Annotated in this window: 21 protein-coding genes; 9 read left to right on the forward strand and 12 right to left on the reverse strand. The window is 62.1% G+C overall.

The genetic code is table 11. The annotated features are described in order from the left end of the window. Positions 1-15 precede the first annotated feature (15 nt). The 12 genes from katG to PXK01_RS01615 all read right to left on the reverse strand — a co-directional run bounded on the left by katG (position 16) and on the right by PXK01_RS01615 (position 12,654). Entirely contained in the window at positions 16-2,235 is a 2,220-nt protein-coding gene (gene katG, locus PXK01_RS01560; RefSeq protein ID WP_274858580.1) for a catalase/peroxidase HPI, read from the reverse strand. Between the two features lie 404 nt (positions 2,236-2,639). Further along, complete coding sequence (locus tag PXK01_RS01565) at positions 2,640-3,902, reverse strand: NAD(P)/FAD-dependent oxidoreductase (RefSeq protein WP_274858582.1); 1,263 nt, start codon at positions 3,900-3,902, stop codon at positions 2,640-2,642. Between the two features lie 40 nt (positions 3,903-3,942). Then, complete coding sequence (locus PXK01_RS01570) at positions 3,943-4,653, reverse strand: c-type cytochrome (protein ID WP_274858584.1); 711 nt, start codon at positions 4,651-4,653, stop codon at positions 3,943-3,945. Positions 4,654-4,657: 4 nt separating this feature from the next. Beyond that, positions 4,658-5,725 (reverse strand): c-type cytochrome, encoded by a 1,068-nt coding sequence (locus PXK01_RS01575; protein WP_274847894.1) that lies wholly within the window; start codon positions 5,723-5,725, stop codon positions 4,658-4,660. Continuing rightward, positions 5,709-6,992: a sulfite dehydrogenase gene (gene soxC, locus PXK01_RS01580; protein WP_274858586.1), complete on the reverse strand. Its 1,284-nt coding sequence runs from the start codon at positions 6,990-6,992 to the stop codon at positions 5,709-5,711. The genes PXK01_RS01575 and soxC overlap by 17 nt, the downstream gene beginning before the upstream one ends. An 81-nt stretch (positions 6,993-7,073) precedes the next feature. Further along, the gene (gene soxB, locus PXK01_RS01585; protein WP_274847892.1) at positions 7,074-8,771 is read right to left on the reverse strand and encodes a thiosulfohydrolase SoxB; all 1,698 of its coding nucleotides are present in this window, start codon (positions 8,769-8,771) and stop codon (positions 7,074-7,076) included. A 102-nt stretch (positions 8,772-8,873) separates the two neighbouring features. Continuing rightward, positions 8,874-9,725 carry a sulfur oxidation c-type cytochrome SoxA gene (gene soxA / locus PXK01_RS01590; protein ID WP_274858587.1) on the reverse strand — a complete coding sequence of 284 codons (852 nt, stop codon included), beginning with the start codon at positions 9,723-9,725 and terminating at the stop codon, positions 8,874-8,876. A gap of 77 nt (positions 9,726-9,802) precedes the next feature. Continuing rightward, positions 9,803-10,132 carry a thiosulfate oxidation carrier complex protein SoxZ gene (gene soxZ / locus PXK01_RS01595; protein WP_274847890.1) on the reverse strand — a complete coding sequence of 110 codons (330 nt, stop codon included), beginning with the start codon at positions 10,130-10,132 and terminating at the stop codon, positions 9,803-9,805. A gap of 42 nt (positions 10,133-10,174) precedes the next feature. Continuing rightward, positions 10,175-10,591: a thiosulfate oxidation carrier protein SoxY gene (soxY, locus tag PXK01_RS01600; RefSeq protein WP_274858589.1), complete on the reverse strand. Its 417-nt coding sequence runs from the start codon at positions 10,589-10,591 to the stop codon at positions 10,175-10,177. 50 nt (positions 10,592-10,641) lie between these two features. Further along, entirely contained in the window at positions 10,642-11,118 is a 477-nt protein-coding gene (soxX, locus tag PXK01_RS01605; protein WP_274858629.1) for a sulfur oxidation c-type cytochrome SoxX, read from the reverse strand. A 124-nt stretch (positions 11,119-11,242) separates the two neighbouring features. After that, positions 11,243-11,824, reverse strand: a complete 582-nt coding sequence (locus PXK01_RS01610; RefSeq protein WP_274858630.1) for a thioredoxin family protein — start codon at positions 11,822-11,824, stop codon at positions 11,243-11,245. A 92-nt stretch (positions 11,825-11,916) separates the two neighbouring features. Continuing rightward, entirely contained in the window at positions 11,917-12,654 is a 738-nt protein-coding gene (locus PXK01_RS01615; RefSeq protein ID WP_274847888.1) for a cytochrome c biogenesis CcdA family protein, read from the reverse strand. Positions 12,655-12,877: 223 nt separating this feature from the next. Between PXK01_RS01615 and PXK01_RS01620 the strand changes: the two genes are divergently transcribed. The 9 genes from PXK01_RS01620 (at position 12,878) to PXK01_RS01660 (ending at position 23,766) form a co-directional block, all read left to right on the forward strand. Then, positions 12,878-13,240, forward strand: a complete 363-nt coding sequence (locus tag PXK01_RS01620) for a hypothetical protein (protein ID WP_274847995.1) — start codon at positions 12,878-12,880, stop codon at positions 13,238-13,240. Positions 13,241-13,324: 84 nt separating this feature from the next. Further along, positions 13,325-13,669 carry an ArsR/SmtB family transcription factor gene (locus tag PXK01_RS01625; RefSeq protein ID WP_274847887.1) on the forward strand — a complete coding sequence of 115 codons (345 nt, stop codon included), beginning with the start codon at positions 13,325-13,327 and terminating at the stop codon, positions 13,667-13,669. 338 nt (positions 13,670-14,007) lie between these two features. Then, positions 14,008-15,066, forward strand: coding sequence for a YeeE/YedE family protein (locus tag PXK01_RS01630; RefSeq protein ID WP_274858591.1), 1,059 nt, complete (start codon positions 14,008-14,010; stop codon positions 15,064-15,066). 192 nt (positions 15,067-15,258) lie between these two features. Continuing rightward, positions 15,259-17,289, forward strand: coding sequence for a PhoX family protein (locus tag PXK01_RS01635; protein ID WP_274847885.1), 2,031 nt, complete (start codon positions 15,259-15,261; stop codon positions 17,287-17,289). 163 nt (positions 17,290-17,452) lie between these two features. After that, positions 17,453-17,935, forward strand: a complete 483-nt coding sequence (locus PXK01_RS01640) for a DUF302 domain-containing protein (protein WP_274847884.1) — start codon at positions 17,453-17,455, stop codon at positions 17,933-17,935. A gap of 78 nt (positions 17,936-18,013) precedes the next feature. Further along, positions 18,014-19,627, forward strand: a complete 1,614-nt coding sequence (locus PXK01_RS01645) for a thiamine pyrophosphate-binding protein (protein WP_274858594.1) — start codon at positions 18,014-18,016, stop codon at positions 19,625-19,627. After that, complete coding sequence (locus PXK01_RS01650) at positions 19,614-20,813, forward strand: CaiB/BaiF CoA transferase family protein (protein WP_446728409.1); 1,200 nt, start codon at positions 19,614-19,616, stop codon at positions 20,811-20,813. The genes PXK01_RS01645 and PXK01_RS01650 overlap by 14 nt, the downstream gene beginning before the upstream one ends. Before the next feature lie 249 nt (positions 20,814-21,062). Beyond that, positions 21,063-22,430: a tetratricopeptide repeat protein gene (locus PXK01_RS01655; protein ID WP_274858597.1), complete on the forward strand. Its 1,368-nt coding sequence runs from the start codon at positions 21,063-21,065 to the stop codon at positions 22,428-22,430. Between the two features lie 49 nt (positions 22,431-22,479). After that, positions 22,480-23,766, forward strand: a complete 1,287-nt coding sequence (locus PXK01_RS01660; RefSeq protein WP_446728411.1) for an OpgC family protein — start codon at positions 22,480-22,482, stop codon at positions 23,764-23,766. The last annotated feature ends 9 nt before the right edge of the window (positions 23,767-23,775 follow it).

The raw sequence follows: 23,775 nt of genomic DNA on the forward strand, positions 1-23,775 counted from the left end.
TTTAGATGGCGTTGATCACTTCAGATCGAAGCGATCCGCGTTCATCACCTTGGTCCAGGCCGCGACGAAGTCGCTGACGAACTTACCGCCGTTGTCGGACTGGGCGTAGACCTCGGCCAGGGCGCGCAGCTGCGAGTTGGAACCAAAGACCAGATCGCAACGGGTCGCGGTCCATTTCACCTCGCCGCTGGCGCGGTCGCGGCCTTCGAACTCCTGCGCATCCTCGGATACCGGCTTCCATTCGGTTGCCATGTCCAGAACATTGACGAAGAAGTCGTTGGTCAGGGTTTCAGGCTTGTCGGTGAACACGCCATGCGCCGTCTTACCCACGTTGGTGTTCAGAACCCGCAGGCCACCGACCAGAGCGGTCATTTCCGGCGCGGTCAGGGTCAGAAGCTGTGCCTTGTCCAGCATCATTTCCTCGGGCGCAACGGTGAAGCGGGTCTTCTGGTAGTTGCGGAAGCCATCGGCAACCGGCTCCAGCACTTCAAAGGACTCCACATCGGTCTGCTCGGCGCTTGCGTCCATGCGGCCCGGGGTGAAGGGAACCTCGATGTCCTGACCAGCCGCCTTGGCGGCCTGTTCGATACCGACAGAACCACCCAGCACGATCAGATCGGCCAGCGACACCTTCTTGCCGTCGGTGCGATCGGCGTTGAAATAGCCCTGGATCCCTTCCAGAACACCCAGCACGCGGGCCAGTTGTTCCGGCTGGTTGGCTTCCCAGTCCTTCTGCGGCGCCAGGCGAATACGGGCGCCGTTTGCACCGCCGCGCATGTCCGAGCCACGGAAGGTGGAGGCCGAGGCCCAGGCGGTGGAGACCAGTTCCGAGATGCTCAGATCGCTTTCGGCAATCTTCGCCTTCAGCTCGGCGATATCCGCCGCCTCGATCACTGCATGATCGACTGCCGGGATCGGATCCTGCCAGATCAGGTCTTCGGCCGGAACCTCGGCGCCAAGGTAGCGGGCCTTGGGGCCCATGTCGCGGTGGGTCAGCTTGAACCAGGCGCGGGCAAAGGCATCGGCGAACTCTTCGGGGTTCTCGTGGAAGCGGCGCGAGATCTTCTCATAGGCGGGATCCATGCGCATCGCCATGTCGGCGGTGGACATGAAGATCGGCACCTTCTTCGAGGGGTCTTCCGCATCGGGCGCCATGTCCTCTTCCTGGATGTCCTTCGGAGTCCAGACCCAGGCACCGGCGGGGCTTTTGACCTTTTCCCACTCGTATTTGAACAAGACGTCGAAATAGCCGTTGTCCCACTTGATCGGGTTCGAGGTCCAGGCGCCTTCCAGGCCCGAGGTGATGGTGTCACGGCCCTTGCCGGACTTGTAGTCGCTCAGCCAGCCAAAACCCATCGCCTCCATCGGCGCGGCTTCCGGCTCGGCGCCGACATGAGCCGCATCACCGGCACCGTGCATCTTGCCGAAAGTGTGACCACCGGCGGTCAGCGCAACGGTTTCCTCGTCGTTCATCGCCATGCGGGCGAAGGTCTCGCGCACGTCGCGGCCAGAGGCGACCGGGTCCGGGTTGCCATCGGGGCCTTCGGGGTTCACGTAGATCAGGCCCATCTGCACGGCAGCCAGCGGGTTTTCCAGCTCGCGATCACCAGAATAGCGGCTGTTGTCCTTATCGGATGTGGCCAGCCATTCTTCCTCGGCGCCCCAGTAGATGTCCTCTTCCGGCTCCCAGACGTCAGCACGGCCACCGGCAAATCCGAAGGTCTTGAAGCCCATGGATTCCAGCGCGCAGTTGCCTGCCAGGATCATCAGGTCGGCCCAAGAGATCTGGTTGCCATACTTCTGCTTGATCGGCCACAACAGGCGGCGCGCCTTGTCGAGGTTGCCGTTGTCCGGCCAGCTGTTAAGCGGTGCGAAACGCTGCTGACCGGTTCCGCCGCCCCCACGGCCATCGCCGGTCCGGTAGGTGCCTGCGCTATGCCATGCCATACGGATGAACAGGCCGCCATAGTGGCCATAATCCGCCGGCCACCAGTCCTGGCTGTCGGTCATCAGCGCATAAAGGTCTTCTTTCAGCGCCTTCAGGTCGAGCTTCTTGAATTCCTCGGCATAGTCAAAATCCTGGCCCATCGGGTCGGACTTGGCCGAGTTCTGATGCAGGATGCGCAGGTTCAGCTGGTTCGGCCACCAGTCACTGTTGACGCGCGCGCCAAAGGTGGTGGTGCCACCATGCATGACAGGGCATTTGCCGCCGCTGGGGATATCATTTCCGTCCATGTCTCTCTCCGATCAAAGCTACGTTCGTATCTGTCGTGGCCCGGGCCCCATGCGGGGGACGCCGGTCTTGGTCTTCATTCAGAGCAAAGTGCTGCCGGGTGATCGGCGCAGGCATAGCCGATGCCAGATCCCCTCTTGGTTCGGCATATTTCCCCCCAGCGCTGTCCAGAAAAGCCAGACCGGATGGAATCGAAACCGAAGAACACTCCCTCCTTAAACCTAGAAACATTCTAACTAGCCCATCCAATAAATATAAGTTATTTTTATTGATCGCCGATATAACCATATGCTATCAATTGATCCCTCGTTCCTGCCAATCAGGGTCTCCCTGCGCCGCACAAGACAAAGGGCGCTGCAACGAGCGCCCTTTGTTTAAATCAGTGGTGTGGAATGCCTGCTAAAGGTCAGCCAAACATGTCCTTGGTGATCCCCGCGTACCAGCCGATGCTTTCCTCATAGGTGGCCTGGCGCAGTTCGGCATCCTCACCTGTCTGAGAAATGAAACCATCGACCTTGGCGATCTTCTCCTCGGTCGCCTCATAGGTGGCGCCGACCTTCACCCCGTCATTGGTGCCGATCAGCGACCAGCAGGTGTTGGAGAATTTGGCCGGGAACATCTTGGAGTCGGTCAATGCCGCGCGCACCGCCATCGCGGCCACCTTGGCCTGGCTGTTGGCGGAGAAGCCGGATTTCGGCATGTCGCCTTGCGCGCAGGCATCGCCCAGCACATGGATGTTCTCGTCGATGCGGCTTTGCATGGTGCGGCCATCGACCGGCGCCCAGTTGCCCTCGGTGATCCCGGCCATCTCGCAGATGCGGCCCGCCTTCATCGCCGGGATGACGTTGCAGGCATCCGCCTTCACGTCTTCGCCATCGATGTTGACCGTCATGGCATCCGGGTTCACCGAGACAATGCCACCGCCGAAATCAGGACCGATCCATTCGACCATCCCGTCATAGTGGTTGGCCCAGCCTTCCTGGAACAGCGCCATTTTCGAGAACTTCGGCTTGGGATCCGCCACGATGATCTTGGCCGTGGGGTTCCGCTCTTTCAGCACATGCGCCACCATGGACACCCGCTCATAGGGTCCCGGCGGGCATCGATAGGGATTGGGCGGCGCGACCATGACAAAGGTACCGCCCTCGGGCATGGCTTCGATCTGCGCCTTCAGCAGTTCGGACTGCGACCCGGCCTTATAGGCATGTGGCATCTTGTTCTGGGCGCTGACATCCCAGCCTTCGACCGCGCCATCGATGAAATCGATGCCCGGCGACAGGATCAAACGGTCGTAGGGCAGCGAGGCGCCCCCGGCAAGGCTGACGGTGCGGGCATCCCGGTCGATGCCGGTTGCCCAGTCATGCACCACGTTGATGCCGTATTCGCTGGCCAATGTGCCATAGCTGTGGGCGATGCTGGAAAGCTCGCGAAAGCCGCCGATGTAGAGGTTCGAGAAGAAGCAGGTGTAGTAGCTGCGGCTCGGCTCGACCAATGTGACGTCGATCGCCCCCTTGGCGCCCTTGGCGATGTAGCGGGCCGCGGTTGCACCGCCTGCCCCGCCGCCCACGACCACAACACGCGGACGCGTCTGACCAAGCACCATGGGGGCCTGCAGCGCGGCTGCCGCCGCAACGCCAGCGCCCAGAAGGCTGCGTCTGTCAATTGTCATTTGAGTTCTCCTCCCATTGAAAAAACAAAGCGCCGGAGCATCACTCCAGCGCGGCAAAATAGGCAGCCAATGCAGCGATTTCCTCGTCCGCGAGCCGTCCAGCCATCATCTGCATGACCGGATGTGGGCGGATCTTCTGCTTGTAGGCGTGCATGGCGATGACGAAATCCTCCTGAGGCCATCCGGTGATCACCGGTATACCATCATAGTCGCCGCCAATCTGATGACAGGTGGTGCATTCGGTGGAGAGATACTCTCCATAATCGGCATCCCCCTCTATCGAAAGAACAGTGTCATCCAGTTCGATCTCCCGCTTCAGCGCCGTCGGTGCGGCTTCGGGGATATCCTGCGGACTGGCCGAGAACTGCCGCAGATAGGCCAGCACATCGTGGCGGTCCTGCGGATCCTTGATGCCGCGGAAGTTCATCCGCGTGCCGCTGACCAGGGCCTTGGGGTTTTCGATATAGGCATCAAGCCGTGCAAGATCCCAGATCAACCCATCGCGCCGGGCCCGGATGATCCCCTTGGAATACTTGAAATCGTCAAACCCCGCTGCCGAGCGATCGAAAATCCCGTTCAGATGCGGGCCAACCCGGTGTTTGGCCCCCTGCCCGACATCGTGACAAATAGAACAGGCGCGGAATATATCCGCGCCTCTCTCTGCATCACCAATCTGAACAGCTGTCTCATCGGCCCCTGCCGCGCCCGAAAGCGCGACAACAGCAACAAGTGTTGTTATCCAGATCCTCATGTCATCATCCGTCGAAGGATTTCAGATAGGCAATGACCGCTTCGACATCCGCGTCTTTTTTCAAACCCGCAAAGGACATCTTGGTCTTCTTCATATAGGCCTTCGGCTTGGCAAGGAAGGCGGCAAGCTCTTCTTCGCTCCAGACCAGACCATCAGCACCCGCGCCGGACATCGCCTTGGAGTAGCGGAAGCCCTCGACCGCGCCTGCAGCAGACCCGACGATGCCATTCAGCATCGGACCGGTCTTGTTCTTGGCGCCATCGCCCACCTGGTGGCAGGATTTGCACTTCTTGAAGACCTTTTCACCGGCCGCGACCAGTTCGGGATCCAGGGCTGCAACCTCTTCCACCGGCTCGGCGGCAGGGGCGGCTTCAGCGGATGCCTCCTGGACGGCGGCCTCTTCGCTGGCTTCGCCGGTTTCCGCACGCGGGACCAGGCCGGTTTCATCCGGGGTCACGTCTAGAACCGCGGCGCGCATGGTGATCTCGACCGTGTCCTTGCAGTTTTCCATGCAAGGGGTATCGGTCCAGAAATGCGCCTCGGAGGTCAGGCGATCATCGATGATGAAGCCATCAGCGTTGGGCAGCGCCACCTCTGCGAAATTCTCGTGCGACAGGGTGAACTCGTCATCCACCAGGTCGTTGGAGTAGAGGATATAGGCCACAATGGCGTAGACCTCATCCGCGCTCAGCGTCTGCGCCGCGCCAAAGGGCATGGAGCGGTTCACATAGTCCCAGGTGGTGGACAGATGCGGCCAGTAGGAGCCGACCGTCTTCAGCGGATCCTCGTGGTCCAGCGTGCCCGCGCCACCGGCCAGTTTCGGCCAGTTGTCGACACCTTCGGCAAAGTCGCCGTGGCAGATGGCGCATTTATCGGCAAAGACCTCTTCGCCGGTGAACACATCGCCCGAGCCTTCGGGCAGGCCGGTGCCATCGGGGCTGACATCCAGATCCCAGGCGGCGATTTCTTCCGGCAGCGCCGGGCGGCCCAGACCGAATTTCTCAGCATAGGCAGGTGCCGCCAGCGCGGCTGCCATTGCGGTTGCTGCGATCAGATTAGGAAACTTCGACATTTTCCGCCTCTCCGTTTGCCTTCACCCACCAGGTTTGGATGGCATTGTTGTGATAGATCGAGTTCAGGCCGCGCACCTCGCGCAGCTGCGCCTTGGTCGGCTGCACATAGCCGGAACTGTCGCGGGCGCGGCTTTGCAGGAACATTTCCTGACCGTCCCAGTTGATATCGAGATAGAAGCGCGTCAGCGCCTTGTCGGTGCCGGGGGCGCCGAGGCGTGCCTCGCTCCAGGTCTTGCCGCCATCGATGGAGACATCGACACCGGTGATGGTGCCGCGACCGGACCAGGCCAGGCCGGTGATGACCAGCGGACCCGTACCATGGGTGATCGGCGACTGCGGGCTGGGGCTGGTGACAACGGATTTCGCATCCATTTCCCAAGTCCACTTGCGGCTGGTGCCGTCTTCCAGCGTGTCGGTGTATTTCGAGGTCTCCTCGCGGGATTCGACCGGGCCATCCATCACCTCGATGCGGCGCAGCCATTTGACCCACATGTTGCCTTCCCAGCCGGGAACAACCAGGCGCACCGGGTAGCCGTGCTCCTTGCGCAGGGCTTCGCCGTTGGCCTTGAAGGCGACCAGAACATCGTCCAGCGCCTTGTCCATCGGGATCGAGCGGCCGTTGGACGACGCATCCGCGCCTTCCACATAGACCCACTTGTCCTTGAGATCGCCCGCCGCATCCAGGCCCGCCTCTTCCAGCAGGGTGCGCAGAGAAACGCCCGAATACTCCATGTTGTGGATCATGCCGTGGGTGAACTGAGCACCGTTCAGCTGGGCACCGGCCCATTCCATGCCCGAGTTCGCCGCGCATTCGCAGAAGTAGACGCGGTTTTCACGCGGGAACCGCTCCAGATCGGCGTAGGAGAAGACCAGCGGCGTATCGACCAACCCGTTGATCATCAGGCGGTAGTCTTCCTTCTTCAGATCAATAGCGCCCGAGTGGTGACGCTCGAAGGCGCAGCCCTGCGGCGTGATGGTGCCGTCCAGCGCGTGGATCGGGGTGAAGTTGATCGAAGAGATCGTATCGGCGGTCAGCCATTCCACGTTGCGGCGGATCACATCCGATTCATAGCTGATCGGCAGACCGTATGGGGTGGCATCCACGCCATCGCCCAGGCCGCTGGCCCATTCCTGGACCTCGGTGATCAGCGGGTCAGGGCCCGCTGCCTGGGCCGCGCCCGCAACCGCGCTGCCGGCCCCGGCTGCTGCCGCACCTGCCAGAAACTGACGGCGCGAGGGGGTGAAACCCTTTGAATTATCGCTCATCTTGTTCATGCCTCCGTATAAAGACGAAATCCGATCGGGGATCTCATCGGCGCAAAGTTTGCTCGGAAGACGGTGAGACCCTTAGGCCCCGACCACCTTGACCGAGTTATTCGGGGTCACCGAGACGGTGCCCATCTTCTTGATGTGGTTTTCCACGACATCCCAGATCTGCGGACCTTCGGTGCCTTCGTTGACGCTGGCCCAGCCTGCGACCACGTAGGATTTGGCCGGGTCGATCGCTTCACCGTTCTTCAGCAGCGTCATCTCGGTGATGCGCTCGCCCTGCGGCTTGGTGATGTCGATGCGGTAGCCCATGCCACCGATCCGCACCATGTCACCGCCCTGCTGGTAATAGGGATCCGGGTTGAAGATGTTGTCGGCCACGTCTTCCAGGATCACCTTGATGAACTCACCGGTCATTTCCGTCCGGTAGGCCGCGCCATAGCTCATCGAAGTGACGTTCCAGATGTCCTCGCGGGTGATGTCATCACCCGGCACCAGCGACGGCCCCCAGCGCACCCCGGGCGACATGGCGATATCGGCTTCGCGCTCGCTGAGCAGCGCATCGCAGATCAGATCATCCCAGGTGCCGTTGAAGTTGCCACGACGATAGAGCAGCGAGTCGGTCTGGCCGATCACCTCTTCCAGCTCGGCCTTGTAGGGCGCGCGCTGCTCGTCGATCAGCTTGGACACGACCGGATCGGGGGCGATCACATCCGAGAAGATCGGAATCAGCTTGTGCTTGATCCCCATCATCTGACCGTCACGCACATCGAGGTCCACGCGGGAGACGAACTTGCCGTTCGATCCGGAGGCGATGATATGGGTCTTGCCTACCAGCACCGGCTCGGGCAGCGCATCATGGGTGTGACCCGACAGGATCACGTCGATGCCGGTCACAACGCTGGCCATCTTCTTGTCCACGTCGAAACCATTGTGCGACAGGCAGACCACCACATCGGCGCCCGCGGCACGGACCTCGTCCACCATGGCCTGCATGTTCTCGTCCCGGATGCCAAAGGAGTATTCGGGGAACATCCAGCCGGGGTTGGCGATCGGCATATAGGGGAAGGCCTGACCGATGACCGCCACCTTGGCACCGCCGCGTTCAAAGAACTTGTAGGGTTTGAACAGTTCGGCCGGTTCATCCCATTCCGCGTCAAAGATGTTCTGACCCAGCGCGGCAAAGGGCAGGCCCTCGACGATCTCGTTCACCCGGTCGGAGCCCAGGGTGAACTCCCAGTGGAAGGTCATCGCATCGGGTTTCAGAGCGTTCATGACATTGACCATGTCCTGACCTTCGGTCTTGTAGCAGGTCATGGAGCCGTGCCAGGTATCGCCGCCATCCAGCAGCAGCGCATCGGGCCGGTCAGCGCGGATGGCGTTGATCACTGTCGACATGCGGTCCAGACCGCCTACGCGCCCGTAGCCTTTGGCGAGGGAGGAAAAATCGTCATAGGTGAGCGCGTAAGCGGAGGGGCTGCCATCGGCAATGCCATAGGCCTTGCGGAAGTCGGCACCGGTGATATGCGGCACGTGACCCTTGTTCGCGCCCACCCCGAGGTTGATCGAAGGTTCGCGGAAATAGATCGGCTTCAGCTGCGCATGAATGTCGGTGACATGGATGATGCTGATATTGCCGAAGGTGTCGAACTCCAGCAATTGATCCTGGGTCAGGCTTTGCTGCGCCGCAAGACGCCCCCAATTGCCAAAACCGGATGCCCCGACCAGGGCAGAGGCGGCCATCGAAACCTGCAGAAAATCACGGCGCGAGATCATGTTACTCTGATATCCTGTTTAAACATGCAACATATTCGCATGTATGAATGTTAAGGGAGTGAAATACCCCGTGCCATCAGATGACACGGGGTACTTTCGGGTTTAGTTGCGGACGGACGGTCCTTCGACCGACAGACCGTTGCCGCGCGAGGCGACATAGAGTTCCAGCGCGATGAAATCGTCCGAACCCGGCTTGTAGGTTTCGGCGCGGGTATCACGCACACAGCCCTTGAAACGCGCATGCACGGTGTTCAGCTTGGCGTTCTTCAGACGATAGGTGGGGAAGCCGTTGATCTGGCCCTGGCTCAGGTGGTCGGCGCGGATCATCATACCATAGCTGTCTTCGTGACAGTTGGCACAGGACAGCTCCAGCTGACCGGTGCGCGTATAGTACATTTCCTTGCCTTTTTCCCAGATCGCCTGGACCGGACCGTCGATGGCCACATTGACCGGCATGCCACGGGACTGGACCGAGATCAGAGCCTCCATCGCAGCCATGTCGCCACCGGTGTACTTCCACTTCTTGGCGCCCATCTGGTTTTCACGGCAGTCGTTGATCTGCATCGCCATGGTGCGCAGCTCGCCCGCCTGTTCGTTCCACTTGGGATAGACGGCGCGCACGCCCTTCATGCTGGTTTCCACGTCGTCATGACAGGATGCGCAGGACTTGCCCTCGGATCCGTCGACCGTCTCCCAGGCTTCGATTGCCTGATCGACAAAGACCATCGCCGGGTTCTCGAAGTCGTCCTTCTGCAACGCCTGGGTCTCATCCGAGCGGAAGTGCCAACCGGACATCACCTCGTCCAACACGTCAGCGACATGAGCAGGCGCGGCGGCCTTGGTCACCATAGTGATCTCTTCGTTGACCACCAGCGTGTCATCGTCTGCATCCGCGAAGGCAGCCATCGGCAGGCTCAGCGCGACAGCGATGGCAGTAAGTGCCTTATATTTCATTCCATTTCCTCCCTTGGGTGTCGACCTCGCCCACCTTGAGTGGCGGACGAGGCGCTTGCCTTGAGATCCGGAAGGGATCAGGCGATCTTGATCGACTTGGACTCGTCGTAGACGGAGCCATCGTCATCGTACCAGGTGAATTTGAAATCACCGGCTTCAGGCACGGTCGCCTCGAATTCAACATAGGGGTTGGTGGAAATCGCAGGTTCCATCGTCACGTCGATCACCATGGCACCGTTAAACTCGCAGGTGAAACGGTTGATGATCGAACGCGGAATGACGTTGCCTTCCTTGTCCTTGCGCTGGCCGCTTTCCATCTTGTGGCTGATCAGCGTCTTGATGGTGACGGCTTCGCCAGCGGCAGCTTTTTTCGGGACTTTGACGCGGGGTTTTACACCGGATGCCATGTCTTATCTCCTTGAGTTCGGAAAAGAGTGCGCGGGGGCCGATCAGCCGCCGCAGCCTCCGATGGTCACTTTCACGGCGGCGCTGGCCTTGGCAAAGCTGCCATCCGCCAGTTTCGCAACGGCAACAACGTCCTGGGTGCCTGCCAGGCGGATCCGGGTCGAAGCGGACTGGCTGGCGGCGCCGGGGCCGAAGTTGAAGGTTGCAACGCCCGGCGTCGGGTTGCCGGTTGCCAGAACCAGGATTGCGGTTGCGCCAGGGGCGTTGACCGAAATCGGCACGGTGTTGCCGTTCTCGGCAATCTCGGGCGCGGTCAGTTCAACACCGGTATCGGCCAGATCAGCACCGCCAGTGAACTCGGCGATCTTGTCTTCTGCCGCCGCGCTCACGCGGAATGGCAGGGCCGTCAGCACGGCGGCGCCCAGGCCCATGGCCAAGGTCTCGCGACGTGAGAACTCCATCATTTTTCTCCTTTGACTTCGCTTGGACAGGCGGCAGAGGGGCCGCTGTCTCACTCTTCTTTCAGCGTCGCGAGGAACGCGACGACATCTTCAATTTCCTGGGCCGTCAGAATCGGCGGCAGCGGCTCTGCGCCAGCCTTGCCGGTGTAGGCATCGCCAGGGCGGATGAAACCGTCGACCTTGTAGAAGGCAGGCATCAAGGTGCCTTCGAAGGTCATCTTGGCGTTGGCCACCAGACCACGCAGCTCGGCTTCGCTCCAGCGCTCCCCCGCGCCGTCCAGCATCGGGCCGATTTCGCCGTGGAACGGGATATCTGCCAGCGCGGTCACCGCATGACAGGCCACGCAGTTACCTTTTTTCTTGCTCCCGACGATCATCGCACCGTTCGCAGCATCCCCTGCAACGCCGGTCAGCGATTCGGCGATGGCGCCGCTGTCGTCGAACTTCACATCCTTAGGCGCGACTTCGCCCGCCTGTGACATGGTCCCGGCCAGACAAATGGCCAGAGTCAGAGATAGTCTCTTCATGGTTCCTCCCGTTGGCTGCCACGGCAAAGTGGCCTGCGTAGCTATTGCATACCGTAGGCTACCGAGCCCCCGACACGCAACAACAAATTCATTAATGTGAATTTTTATCTTATTGCGCGTTTGATCAATCAGTTGATCCATTGTTGCGCTCCTGGATCCTACGCGCATGATAGCGCTGGAAATCTTCCCCGTTATCAAGCGTGTACCGCTTTTCCTTGACCCAGGTGAACATATCAAGCGTGGTCCCCGGACCAAAAGCCCCCGGCATCACCGAAACCGCGGCCTGAACGGCGGTCTGATCCTCGGCGACCTCTTCGGGCAGGAAAAGAATCGTTGGGGTGAACAACACGTTCCACTTTCGCGCCATGTCCCGCTCCGGCAGGGTTTCGCCGTCAAAATCGGTCACCTCGGTGGACCCATGCAGGTTCAACTGCACCACGAAATAGTTCTCGGCGATATAGTCGCTGACCTCCGGGCGCGGAAATACCTCTGCGTGCATTTTCGTACAGTAGATGCAGCCGCGTTGTTCAAAGAACAGCACCAGGCGCTTGCCTTCGGCATTAGCTTCTTCCAGGTCCTCGCGGAGATCCTTGAAAGTATCCCGCATCCAGGCCGTCTTGTGCAGCCCGTCGTCGCCCAGTTCAGCCGCTGCAGCCGGTAGGGTGAACAGCAGCGAAAGCGCCAGTGCCGCAAACGGCGCCGTCATCAGGTTCTTCAGCCGATTCATGGTCTTCTCTCTCCCTATGCAAGTGAAACATCAGTGGCCCAGCCTCTTCGGCATGCGCTCCAGGCGCGGGCTCAACCGATCGTGGACAGTCCCGGCATCCAGCGAATCATGGCATCGGCGATATAGCTGACGCCCCCCGTCACGATCAGCACGGCGAACAGGATCAGCATAGCACCCATCGCCTTTTCCACCCAAGCAAAAGCAGCGCGATGGCGCGCAACCCAGGCCAGAAACGGTTTTGCAAACAGGGCCGCGACAACGAAGGGCGCGGTCATGCCGATTCCATAGACCAGCAGCAGCAGGCCGCCGCGCCAGACCTCCCCCATGCCCGAGGCGATCATCAAAATCGAGGCCAACGCCGGCCCGACGCAGGGCGTCCAGCCAAACCCGAAGGCCAGCCCCATCAGATAGGCGCCAACCATTGTTGACGGCTCGGCCGAACTCTCCATCCGCGCCTCTCGATAGAGCAGCGGAATGCGCAGGATACCCAGGAAATGCAGGCCGAACAGCATCAACAGCGCTGCCGCCCCATAGGCAAGGATATCCATATATTGCCCGAACAACTGCCCCAGGGCGGTCGCCCCCATCCCCATGAGCATGAAGACCGTGGTCACCCCGGCGGCAAAACACAGGGCGGAAATCACCAGCCGCCGCTGCGCCCCCGGCGCAATCGCGCCATCGCTGCGCAGCTCCGACATCGACAGCCCCCCCATGTAAGAGAGGTAGAACGGCACCATTGGCAGGATACAGGGGGTGAAAAAGCTCAAAAGCCCGGCAAATAGCGCCCCAAAGTAGGATATTTCGAGCATATTCGCCCCTTTTGATGCAGTTATCGGCCCCTTAACGCAGGGCCATGGCTTGTTTCATTCACATATTCAAATTATGTTGTATTTGGCAGACAAGCAGTTTGCCCTTCGATCGTCAACGGCTTCATAGGGCTTTGTCATGGTTCTCGATGCTTTCTTTGTGGCCCTGCTGAGGGGCGCCACCCGGCTGCGCCATCGGGTCGTGGCGCTGTTTGGCCTGGGTCTGATGGCGGCGATCCTGACCTCTACGCCTGTACGGGCCGTGGAACTGGTGATGGTCGAACAGCCCGGCTGCGAATGGTGTGCCCGGTGGAACGAAGAAATCGGACCGATCTATCCCAAGACCGCAGAAGGCCGCTTTGCGCCGCTGCGGCGGGTCAATCTGCGCGATCTTCCGGACGATCTTGTCCCGGCACGTCGCGTTGTTTTTACTCCGACCTTCTTGATTGTGAGCGACGGTCATGAGATGGCCCGTCTTGAAGGTTATCCGGGAGCGGATTTTTTCTGGCCCCTGCTGGAGGCGCTGCTGCGCGACCACGCGGGATTTGAGCCTGGTGAACGATATGAAGAACTGGCGAGCGGCAGCTGATATGGTCGGGGGACCGATTTTGCCACCGGCGGTGACAGGAACGATGCGCAGGCCAATGGGCGCTGCCGTATAGGAGATTTCGAAATGGGGTTGCCGAAATTCTCGGTCGACATGGCGGAAGACGAGCTGGAGAAACTGGTGGACAGCGCCACCACGGCCTCCAATTTCCTGAAGGCCATCAGCCACGAAGGGCGGCTGATGATCCTCTGTCACCTGGTCACCGGTGAGAAATCCGTGACAGAACTGGAAGAACTGCTCTCGGCGCGCCAGGCGGCGGTTTCCCAGCAATTGTCGCGCCTGCGGCTCGAAGGTCTGGTGGTGCCGCGTCGCGATGGCAAGGCGATCTACTACCGTCTTGCCGATGATCGTCCGCGCCGCATCCTTGAGGTGGTCTACGACCTCTTCTGCAACGAGGACGCCACAGCCTAGGCAAAGCCTGGCCCTTGGCCTCCAACTGCGCGATCGCCAACTTGACGACGGCAATTTGACGACGGCAAACCTGACAACTCCGGCTTCAGGCCGCACAAGCCTCAGGCCGCAATGGGGCCCGTGCAAAGCCCGCGCTTGGCGGCTTGGCGTGTGACCCTGCCCACCCCCGGCCGCCCTCCTGCCCTTGTCACAGCACCTTACCGCACCCACGTCTCACTTCCCCGTCTCATCCCCCTGTGCCGCCCATCCCCTGCCGGGGTTGAGGAACGCGCGGCCCTTGCATCCCAGAGGTCATTTCTGCATGGTCAATAAACTGCAGCTGCCGGGAGGGGAGCCACATGTTTGACGTGCTGACAGAACACCACTGGGCCGCCATCGCAGGGCTGGGCGGAGGCATCCTCTTGGGGCTGGCTGCGCGCCTCGGTCGGTTTTGCACCCTGGGCGCCATCGAGGACATCCTCTACGGCGGATCCTCCCTGCGGATGCGCATGTGGATCCTGGCCATCGGCGTCGCCGTTCTGGGCAGCTTTTCGCTTGTGGCGCTGGGGCTTCTGGGCGAAACCGAAAGCTACTACCTCAGCATTCGCTGGATGCCCATCGCCTCGATCCTGGGCGGGCTGATGTTCGGCTACGGCATGGCGCTTAGCGGCAATTGCGGCTATGGCGCCATCGCCCGACTGGGCGGCGGCGACCTGCGCAGTTTCGTGATCGTTCTGGTCATGGGCGTTTCCACCTATGTGGTGCTGAGCGGCCCGCTCGCCCCGCTGCGCAACCTCTTCTTCGAACAGGTCCTGGTCACCAACGAGATCCCGCCGGGGCTGGCCCATCACGGCGCCGCCCTCACCGGGCTGTCGGTGCACAGCATCGGCATGAGCGTCGGCGTGCTGATCATTCTGGCTGCCCTGTGCGGGCGTGAATTGCGCGATGACAAGAAGGCCATATTCTGGTCGGTGGTTGTCGGCCTTGCCATCGTGTCTGGCTGGGGCTTCACCAGCAAGGTCAACACCGCCGGGTTCGAAGCCTTGCCGGTTGTGTCGCATTCCTTCTCCGCCCCCCTGGGCGAGACGATCCTCTGGACCATGACCGGCAGCCTGCGCCCGCTGTCCTTTGCCGTGGGCTCCATCGCCGGGGTCTGGGCCGGGGCCTTCATCGGCTCCTTGATCAAGGGGCATTTCCGCTGGGAGGCCTGCGAGGATCCGCGCGAATTGCGCCGCCAGATCCTAGGCGCCGGGATCATGGGCGCAGGGGCGGTCATCGCGCTTGGCTGCACTGTCGGCCAGGGCTTGAGCGCCTTCTCGCTCCTGGCAGTTTCAGCCCCGGTGACCTTCCTTGCGATCTTTGTCGGCGCGGCCCTTGGGTTGCGCCAGCTGATCGAAGGGTTCAGCGCCGCCGAGTAGCCGCATTGGGAGCGACTGTCACAGGACAGCGGGCCAGACCACGTGCAAGCCCATATGGCCCGCACATTCGAAACCGCGGGCCCATGTAACAGTTTGAATAAACATCGGCCTGCGTCACGCATGTGTTACAGCGCCACGCCACAGAGCCCTGGGCTGACACTGTGTTGGCACCAAGACAATCTGGAGCACGCCATGGATCGCAAGCAAATCATCAATGACCCCGAAATCGGAAACAAGGCCGAAGCCTTTGAGGCCTTTGACGATATCCCCACCAATCCGCGACTTGAGCGCACCATCGGTGACGTGATCAATGCCCGCTACGGTCGCCGCGATCTCTTGAAGGGCATGCTGGGTGTTTCGGCCACCACCGCCCTGTTCGGCACCTCCGCACTGATTGCTCCGAATGAAGCGGCTGCCGATGGCCACGGCGCGGGTCGCTACAATTTTGAAGAACTGACCTGGGGCAACGACGAAACCCACCATATCGCCGAAGGCTATGACGCCGACGTGCTGCTGCGCTGGGGCGATCCGATCACCGCAGACGCGCCGGAATTCGACGTGATGAACCAGACTGCCGAAGCCCAGATGCAGCAATTCGGCTACAACAACGATTATGTCGGCTTCACCCCGCTGAACGCCGAAGGCACCCGCGGCCTGCTCTGCGTGAACCACGAATACACCAACGAGGAAGTCATGTTCCCCGGCCTTGGCCGCCAGGACAAGGCTGGTTTTGAAGGCATGACCAAGGAGCTGGTCGAGATCGAGATGGCCGCCCATGGCGGCAGCGTGGTCGAGATTGCCAAGGGTGCGAACGGCAAATGGGCCGTGGTGCGCGATGGCAAGATGAACCGCCGGATTTCCCCGCTCAACACCGAGATGACCATCGACGGCCCCGCCGCCGGTCATGACCGGATGAAGACCAATGCCGACCCCTCGGGTCTGTCGGTCATCGGCACGCTCAACAACTGCGCCGGCGGCATGACCCCCTGGGGCACCTACCTGATGGCCGAAGAAAACTTCCACGGCTATTTCTGGACCGATGTGGTCGACGGCGACGGCAAGCCCGTTATCTCGGGCCAGCCCGAAGCCAAGAATATGAAACGCTACGGCGTGCCCGGTCGCTGGTACGCCTGGGGCAAGTTCTATGACCGGTTCAACATCGACAAGGAACCCAATGAGCCGAACCGTTTCGGCTGGGTGGTCGAAGTCGATCCGCGCAACCCCGATGCAAAGCCGGTGAAACATACCGCCCTTGGCCGCTTCCGTCATGAAGGCGCCGAAACCGTGGTCTCCTCCTCGGGCAAGCTGGTGGTCTACATGGGCGACGACAACCGTTTTGACTACCAGTACAAATATGTGTCGAACGGTGTGGTCTCGGATGATGCGGCCGCCAACAGCAAACTGCTGAGCGACGGTATCCTCTATGTGGCCCGCTTTGACGAGGACGGCAGCGTGGAATGGATGCCGCTGGTTCACGGCACCGGCCCGCTGACCGCCGAGAACGGCTTTGCCAGCCAGGCCGACGTGCTGATCGACACCCGCCTGGCTGCCGATGCCCTGGGCGCCACCCCGATGGACCGCCCCGAGGACGCCCAGCCGCGTGGAGACGGCACCGCCTACATCATGCTGACCAACAACTCCAAGCGGAAGGAAGAGCAGGTCAACGCGGCGAACCCGCGTGCCAAATCCAACTTCGGCCACATCATCGAGGTGAAGGAAGAGGGCGGCGATCACGCGGCCACCCGTGGCAGCTGGTCGATCCTGGTGAAATGCGGCGATCCCGAGCTGGCCGAAGTCGGCGCCCAGTGGAACCCCGAAACCAGCGTAAACGGCTGGTTCGGCTCTCCGGACAACTGCGCCTTTGACGCCGATGGCCGCCTCTGGGTCTCCACCGACCAGGGCAGCAAATGGGGCAAGACCGGCAAGTCCGATGGTCTTTATGGTGTGGAAACCGAAGGCGGGTTGCGCGGCACCTCCAAGCTGTTCTTCCGCTGCCCCGTCGGCGGGGAACTCTGTGGCCCCTATTTCACCGACAATGGCGAGACCCTGTTCCTGGCGGTCCAGCACCCCGGCACCGATGGCACCAAGTCGCTGAAAGGGTTCGAGCGCGCCTCGACCTTTGAAGATCCGGCCACCCGCTGGCCCGATTTCGACCCCAAGATGCCCCCGCGCCCCTCGGTCGTGGTGGTCACCAAGAAGGGCGGCGGCAAGATCGCCGTCTGACGGCGGCTTCAGCCCGAACCCACGCGAACGCGCCCCGATCCGGGGCGCGTTCTTTGTTCTGCGCACCGCCGCCCAACCGAAAGGTGTATGACACCCAGTTGTAAGACCATGTGATCAAGAGGCGATGTAGTCTTGTCGAGACATGCAACTCACGGAGCCTTCAATGTCCCTTCACGCGCGCCTGTCGGCGGTTCTCCTCTCCGTCATCCTCGCGACCTCTGTAGCCCTCGCCGGTGATATCTCCCCCCGTCCCGGCTGGGAGGTGCATGCAACACAGAAATCCTACCAGCAACTCGTGCAAGATACGCTGGCGGCGGTGCGCGCCAATGGGATGGCCGTGGTCACCCAGGCAGGCCCCACCGCCGCCGCAGCCGCCCGTGGCATCACCATTCCGGGCAACCGGGTGATCGGCGTCTTCAACAACCACTTTGCGGTGAAGATCCTTGCCACGTCCACCGCCGCCATGATCGAAGCCCCGATCCGTCTTTATGTCACCGAATCCCCCGATGGCACGGCGCAGCTCTCCTACAAACGCCCAAGTCATGTCTTTGCTCCCTACCGCGATGAAGGCGGAGACAGGCTATCGGCCCTTGCCGAGGAGTTGGACAGGCGTTTCGCAAAGATCGCGCGGGAGGCGGTGAACTAGGGTCACAGAGCCGTGAGGGTCCTTGCACCCGACGGTGGGACGGGCAATCTGGCGTGGATCAGTGAGGAACGGATTGTCATGACACAAGATATTCGCGCAGCCGATGTTCTGGCCCGTCGGCTGTATGAGGCCGGGTGCCGCCACGCCTTTGGCATGCCCGGCGGCGAGGTGCTGACCCTGGTGGATGCGCTGGAGGCCGCGGGCATCACCTTTCATCTCGCCAAGCATGAAAACGCAGCCGGCTTCATGGGCGAAGGGGTGCATCACGGCGATGGCGCGCCGGTGATCCTGGTGGCGACGCTTGGCCCCGGTGCCCTCAATGGCGTCAACGTGGTGGCCAATGCCCATCAGGACCGGGTGCCGATGCTGGTGCTGACCGGCTGCGTCGATGCTGCCGAAGAGCAGACCTATACCCATCAGGTGCTGGATCACCGCGCGGTCTTTGCCCCGATCACCAAGGCCACCTTCCGGCTAAACGCCGAGGCTGCCGATATCATCGCCGACAAGGCCGTTTCCATCGCGACAGAGCCGCGCTCCGGACCGGTGCATATCGACGTGCCGATCTCGGTCGCGGATGCGCCCGCCAGGGATCGCAACACCCGCCGCGCGCCTGCAGCCCCCACGGTGCCAGAGGACGCAACACTGGCGCAGGCGCAATCCTGGCTGAGCGAGGCAAAACGCCCCCTGGCGATCATCGGCCTGGATGCGGCGGCCGAGCAGGCAGGCCCTGCCCTCAGCGCTTTCCTGGAGGCATACCAGATCCCCTTTGTCACCACCTACAAGGCCAAGGGCATCCTGCCGGAAGATCACCCCCTGTGCCTGGGTGGCGCCGGGCTGTCGCCGCTTGCGGACCGTCACCTCTTGCCCTTGGTCGAACAGGCGGATCTGATCCTGCCGCTTGGCTATGATCCCATCGAGATGCGCCCCGGCTGGCGCAACGCCTGGGACCCAAACCGGCAAAGGGTGATCGAAGTCGCCGCCGAGGCCAACACCCATTACATGCATCACGCCAGCCTCAGCATCGTGGCGCCGCTTACCCCCATGTTGACCGCGCTGACACCAGCGGGCGCCGCAGCCGACACCTGGACCGGCGGCGAGATCGAAGCAACACGGGCAGGACTTGCCACGGCCTTCCCGCAAGACGATACTTGGGGACCTTCGGCTGTCATCGCCGAATGTCGGGCAACCCTGCCGGAAAACACCCTTGCCACCGCAGACAGCGGCGCCCATCGCATCCTGCTGAGCCAGATGTGGCAGTGCACAGAGCCGCGCGGACTGATCCAGTCCTCGGGTCTCTGCACCATGGGCTGCGCCGTGCCGATGGCGATCGGGCGCAAGCTGGTCCAGCCGGACCGCCCCGTGGTCAGCTTTTCCGGCGATGCGGGCTTCCTGATGGTGACCGGAGAGCTTGCCACCGCAGCCGAGCTGGGCCTCGCGCCGATCTTCGTCGTCTTTGCCGATGCCAGCCTGGCCCTGATCGAGCTCAAACAGCGCCAGCGCCAATTGCCAAACCGAGGTGTCGATTTCGCCCGCCACGATTTTGCCGCCATGGGCCGCGCCTTTGGGGGCAACGGCGTGACGGTTCGTGACCGAACGGAACTGCGCCAAGCCCTGCGCCAAGCCTTGGCTTCGGACCGTTTCACTGTCATCTCTGCCGAAATCGAACCGGGAGGATATGATGGACGCATCTGACTTGCTGCCGCACGGCGCCCTCAAGGGCGTCAAGGTTCTGGACCTGTCGCGCATTCTGGCGGGTCCCACCTGCACCCAGATGTTGGGCGATCTGGGCGCCACCGTGATCAAGGTGGAAAACCCCAAATCCGGCGGCGATGATACCCGCCAATGGGGGCCGCCCTACGCGATGGACGAGGACGGCAATCCCACGGATCTGTCGGCCTATTACATGGCCGCCAACCGCAACAAGCGTTCGGTGGCCATCGACATCACCACCCCGGAAGGTCAGGCCGAGATCCGCAGGCTGGCGGCCAAGGCCGATATCCTGATCGAGAACTTCAAACCCGGAGGCCTTGCGAAATACGGTCTGGACTACGCCAGCCTCAAGGATGACTTCCCCCGGCTGGTCTATTGCTCGATCTCGGGCTACGGGCAGACCGGCCCCAACAGCCACCGTCCCGGCTATGATCTGGTGGCACAGGGGTTTGCGGGCATCATGTCGCTGACTGGTGACCCCGAAGGGCAGCCTGTGAAGGTCGGCACCGGCATCGCCGATGTGATGTGCGGCATGTATGCCTGTATCGGCATCCTTGCCGCCCTGCGCCATCAGGAAAAAACCGGCGAGGGCCAGCAGATCGACCTGGCCCTGGTGGACAGCACCATTGCCTGGCTGATCAACGAGGGCGTTGCCTATCTCAACACCGGCAACCTGCCCTCCCGGCGCGGCAACGAACACCCCTCGATCATGCCTTACGGGGTGTATGAGACTTCAGACTCCCATGTGATCCTGGCAATCGGCAATGATGCGCAGTTCCGGAGGGTGATGGAGTTTCTGGGCCTCGAAGGCCTGGCCGAGGATCCGCGCTTTGCCAGCAATCCGGCACGGCTGGAACATCGCGCGGCGCTGAATGACATCATGATCCCGGCGCTCAAACGCTTCACCATGGACGAGGTGATCGCCGCCATGGAGGCGCGCAAGGTCACCGCAGGGCCGGTGCAGACGCTGGACCGGGTCTTTGCCTCGGATCAGGTCGCCGCCCGCGGCATGGCGATTGACATGCAGGCCGGAGATATCCCCGTCAAACTGCTGGGCAACCCGCTGAACTTCTCCCGCACACCGGTGACCTACCGCCATGCCCCGCCCGGTTGCGGTGCTGACGGCGACGGGATTCTCGGCGCCGAAGACCCGTTTTCGGCCTCTTGAGAAGCATCCCGCCGGGCAAAGGCCCGCCGAATGTTACAAAAACCGGCAAACGCCCGCCTTTTTGGCGGGTGTTTTGTTTCGTGTCGCCGCAAATGGCAGGAATACGCCTGCTTTTGCAGCCTGTTTCAGCGTCATTTCCCCCACCCCACACACGCGCCATCACCAAAGCGCGAGCGCCAGTCGCTTGGGAAATTGCCCTGTTCTACCCTTGCTTCAACAGCAAAACACCGGCGGCGAGGATGGAACAACATGACGGACGATATCTTTGGACAGGAAACCAGCCTGAGCGATCCGGCCAGTCTCGATCTGTGGAACAAGGTGCAACTCGGGGTTCTGGCCCATGGCGCCGATGCGCCGGTGCACCTGGGCAAACTGCTGGAGGCTGAACCGGGCTTCACCCTTGCACAATCCGCCAAGGGGCTGTTCCTGATGCTGCTGGGCCGCTCGGAAATGCGCGATGGCGCCATGGAGGCGATGAAGGCGGCGCAGATCGGCTATGAAAGCGCCCTGCCCCGGGAAAGACTATATGCCGATGCTTTGAAACTGTGGCTTGCGGGGCGCCCTAGCCAGGCGGTTCAGCTGCTCGAACAGATCCTGCGCGCGCATCCCGCCGACAGTCTGGCGATGAAGATGAGCCAGGCGATCCGCTTTGTGCTGGGAGACAACCAAGGCATGCGCCGCTCGGTGGAGCGGGTTTTGTCTGCCTATGCCCCGGATCATCCCGGACGCGGCTACCTCTTGGGCTGTCATGCCTTCGCGCTGGAGGAAACCGGCGACTTCACCAAGGCAGAGACCGCTGGGCGGCAGGCGCTCTGGATGGCGCCGGACGATGCCTGGGGACTGCATGCGGTGGCCCATGTTCATGACATGACCGGCAATGCCAGGGCGGGCCTCGACTGGCTGACCGGCCGCGAAGACGCCTGGAGCCATTGCAACAACTTCCGCTACCACGTCTGGTGGCACAAGGCGCTGATGCATCTGGACCTGGGCCAGACCGAGCTGGTTCTGGATCTCTACGACCGCGAGATCCGCAAGGACAGGACCGACGACTACCGCGATATCTCCAATGCCACGTCGCTGTTGATGCGGCTGGAGCTGGAAGGGATCGCGGTGGGCACCCGTTGGGAGGAGCTGTCGGAGCTTTGCGCCGCCCGCACCGAGGACGGCAGCCTGATCTTTGCCGATCTGCATTACCTCTTGGCACTGGCCGGACGCGGCCGCGCGGGTGACACCCGCCGCATGGTGCAGCGCATTCATGCCGATGCCGCGACCGCAGGCCGAAACGAGGCGATGCAGCGCATGGCCGATCCGGGCCGGGCCGCCGCCAGCGGGCTGGAGGCCTTTGGCGAGGGCAACTATGGCCTCGCCTTCGATCACCTGGCGCAGGCACGGGGCACGATGCAGCTGGCCGGAGGCAGCCACGCCCAGCGCGATGTCTTTGAACGCATGACCATCGATGCCGGGATCCGGGCCGGTCGCCTGACGGAGGTCACCGCAATCCTGGATGCCCGTCGCGCCCAGCGCGGCGGCGCCGAGGACACCTACGCACTGGCCCGCCGCAGCCTGATTTCCGCAGCGCTCGACGGCTCTGGCGCGCAAAGCCTGCCCGCCGAATGACGCAGCCCTGTCCGTATCTTGATTGACCTTTAGAATGAGCCTTTTTCAGATGGCGCGTATTTCCAAGTTTCCCGATCCCGCAGACACATCTCAGAGCCCGCCCGAAACCCGGGTCGCCAATAGCCTGCACCCGCCCGCATCCGCTGCTGCAGCGCCGGGGCGACTGCGCGATCCGCGGCTCGATTTCTACCGCGGCATTGCCATGTTCATCATCCTGGTGGCCCATATCCCCGACAATCGCTGGACCGGCTGGATCCCGGCCCGCTTCGGGTTCTCGGATGCAACCGAGATCTTTGTCTTCTGCTCGGGCATGGCCTCGGCGATCGCCTTTGGCGGATCCTTCGCTCGGCGCGGCTGGCTCTTGGGCACGGCGCGGGTGGTGTTTCGCTGCTGGCAGGTCTTCTGGGCCCATATCGGGTTGTTCTTCTTCGTCGCCATGACCATGGCGGCGCTGGATCTGAGCGGCGCCTTTGATACGAGCTACGCGGCGTCCCTGAACCTCATGCCCTTCTTCGACGATCCCATGCCGCAGCTGCTGGGGCTGTTCACATTGACCTATGTGCCCAACTACTTTGACATCCTGCCGATGTATCTGGTGGTTCTGGCGCTGATGCCCCTGATGATGGGGCTGGAGCGCCTGGGGCTGTGGGCCATTGCCGCGACCAGCGCCGCGATCTGGCTGGTCGCCAACCCCTATATGATCGGGCTTGGCCCCGATGGGCTGTCGCTGCCCGCAGAGCCCTGGTCTACGCGGGAATGGTTCTTCAACCCCTTTGGCTGGCAATTGCTGTTCTTCACCGGTTTTGCCTTCATGAAGGGCTGGCTGCCCGTCCCCCCCCTGTCGCGCATCCTGATCCTGCTCTCTGCCGCCTTCGTGATCCTGTCAGCCCCCTTCGGGTCGTGGAAGGTCTTCCTGTGGCTGGAGGCCTGGAACAGGGATCTGGCCGATCTCATCCGCCCCAGCTGGCAGATCACGGAAGAGTGGCGAGAGAAAACCGATTTCGGCCTGTTGCGCTATGCCCATTTCCTGGCGCTTGCCTATCTGGGCTGGGCCATCGCGGGCACCGGCGGTCGGCGCCTGATTGCCACGGGTCACTCTGCGGCGGCACGCCTCTGGGCACGGGCGCTGAGGATCATCACCAAGGTGGGCCAGCAATCCCTCGCGGTCTTTGTCTTCTCCATGGCGCTGGCCCGACTCATCGGCTTTGCCTTGGATCAGACGGATCGCGGCATCCTGATCACCGCCGCCGCAAATGTCGCGGGCTTTGCCCTGATCATCACCTGCGCCTATGGCGCCGCCTGGTTCAAATCCCACCCCTGGAGAGGAAAGCAATGACCCTGCCCG

Origin of the sequence: Phaeobacter sp. PT47_59 (genome assembly GCF_028890025.1) — a bacterium.
Lineage (GTDB): Bacteria > Pseudomonadota > Alphaproteobacteria > Rhodobacterales > Rhodobacteraceae > Phycobacter.

What these genes read in the sequence shown, in the direction of transcription:
- katG (WP_274858580.1), bottom strand. Translation starts at nt 2,235, where the DNA reads ATGGACGGAAATGATATCCCCAGCGGCGGCAAATGCCCTGTCATGCAT.
- PXK01_RS01565 (WP_274858582.1), bottom strand. Translation starts at nt 3,902, where the DNA reads ATGACAATTGACAGACGCAGCCTTCTGGGCGCTGGCGTTGCGGCGGCA.
- PXK01_RS01570 (WP_274858584.1), bottom strand. Translation starts at nt 4,653, where the DNA reads ATGAGGATCTGGATAACAACACTTGTTGCTGTTGTCGCGCTTTCGGGC.
- PXK01_RS01575 (WP_274847894.1), bottom strand. Translation starts at nt 5,725, where the DNA reads ATGTCGAAGTTTCCTAATCTGATCGCAGCAACCGCAATGGCAGCCGCG.
- soxC (WP_274858586.1), bottom strand. Translation starts at nt 6,992, where the DNA reads ATGAGCGATAATTCAAAGGGTTTCACCCCCTCGCGCCGTCAGTTTCTG.
- soxB (WP_274847892.1), bottom strand. Translation starts at nt 8,771, where the DNA reads ATGATCTCGCGCCGTGATTTTCTGCAGGTTTCGATGGCCGCCTCTGCC.
- soxA (WP_274858587.1), bottom strand. Translation starts at nt 9,725, where the DNA reads ATGAAATATAAGGCACTTACTGCCATCGCTGTCGCGCTGAGCCTGCCG.
- soxZ (WP_274847890.1), bottom strand. Translation starts at nt 10,132, where the DNA reads ATGGCATCCGGTGTAAAACCCCGCGTCAAAGTCCCGAAAAAAGCTGCC.
- soxY (WP_274858589.1), bottom strand. Translation starts at nt 10,591, where the DNA reads ATGGAGTTCTCACGTCGCGAGACCTTGGCCATGGGCCTGGGCGCCGCC.
- soxX (WP_274858629.1), bottom strand. Translation starts at nt 11,118, where the DNA reads ATGAAGAGACTATCTCTGACTCTGGCCATTTGTCTGGCCGGGACCATG.
- PXK01_RS01610 (WP_274858630.1), bottom strand. Translation starts at nt 11,824, where the DNA reads ATGACGGCGCCGTTTGCGGCACTGGCGCTTTCGCTGCTGTTCACCCTA.
- PXK01_RS01615 (WP_274847888.1), bottom strand. Translation starts at nt 12,654, where the DNA reads ATGCTCGAAATATCCTACTTTGGGGCGCTATTTGCCGGGCTTTTGAGC.
- PXK01_RS01620 (WP_274847995.1), top strand. Translation starts at nt 12,878, where the DNA reads ATGGCGGCGATCCTGACCTCTACGCCTGTACGGGCCGTGGAACTGGTG.
- PXK01_RS01625 (WP_274847887.1), top strand. Translation starts at nt 13,325, where the DNA reads ATGGGGTTGCCGAAATTCTCGGTCGACATGGCGGAAGACGAGCTGGAG.
- PXK01_RS01630 (WP_274858591.1), top strand. Translation starts at nt 14,008, where the DNA reads ATGTTTGACGTGCTGACAGAACACCACTGGGCCGCCATCGCAGGGCTG.
- PXK01_RS01635 (WP_274847885.1), top strand. Translation starts at nt 15,259, where the DNA reads ATGGATCGCAAGCAAATCATCAATGACCCCGAAATCGGAAACAAGGCC.
- PXK01_RS01640 (WP_274847884.1), top strand. Translation starts at nt 17,453, where the DNA reads ATGTCCCTTCACGCGCGCCTGTCGGCGGTTCTCCTCTCCGTCATCCTC.
- PXK01_RS01645 (WP_274858594.1), top strand. Translation starts at nt 18,014, where the DNA reads ATGACACAAGATATTCGCGCAGCCGATGTTCTGGCCCGTCGGCTGTAT.
- PXK01_RS01650 (WP_446728409.1), top strand. Translation starts at nt 19,614, where the DNA reads ATGGACGCATCTGACTTGCTGCCGCACGGCGCCCTCAAGGGCGTCAAG.
- PXK01_RS01655 (WP_274858597.1), top strand. Translation starts at nt 21,063, where the DNA reads ATGACGGACGATATCTTTGGACAGGAAACCAGCCTGAGCGATCCGGCC.
- PXK01_RS01660 (WP_446728411.1), top strand. Translation starts at nt 22,480, where the DNA reads ATGGCGCGTATTTCCAAGTTTCCCGATCCCGCAGACACATCTCAGAGC.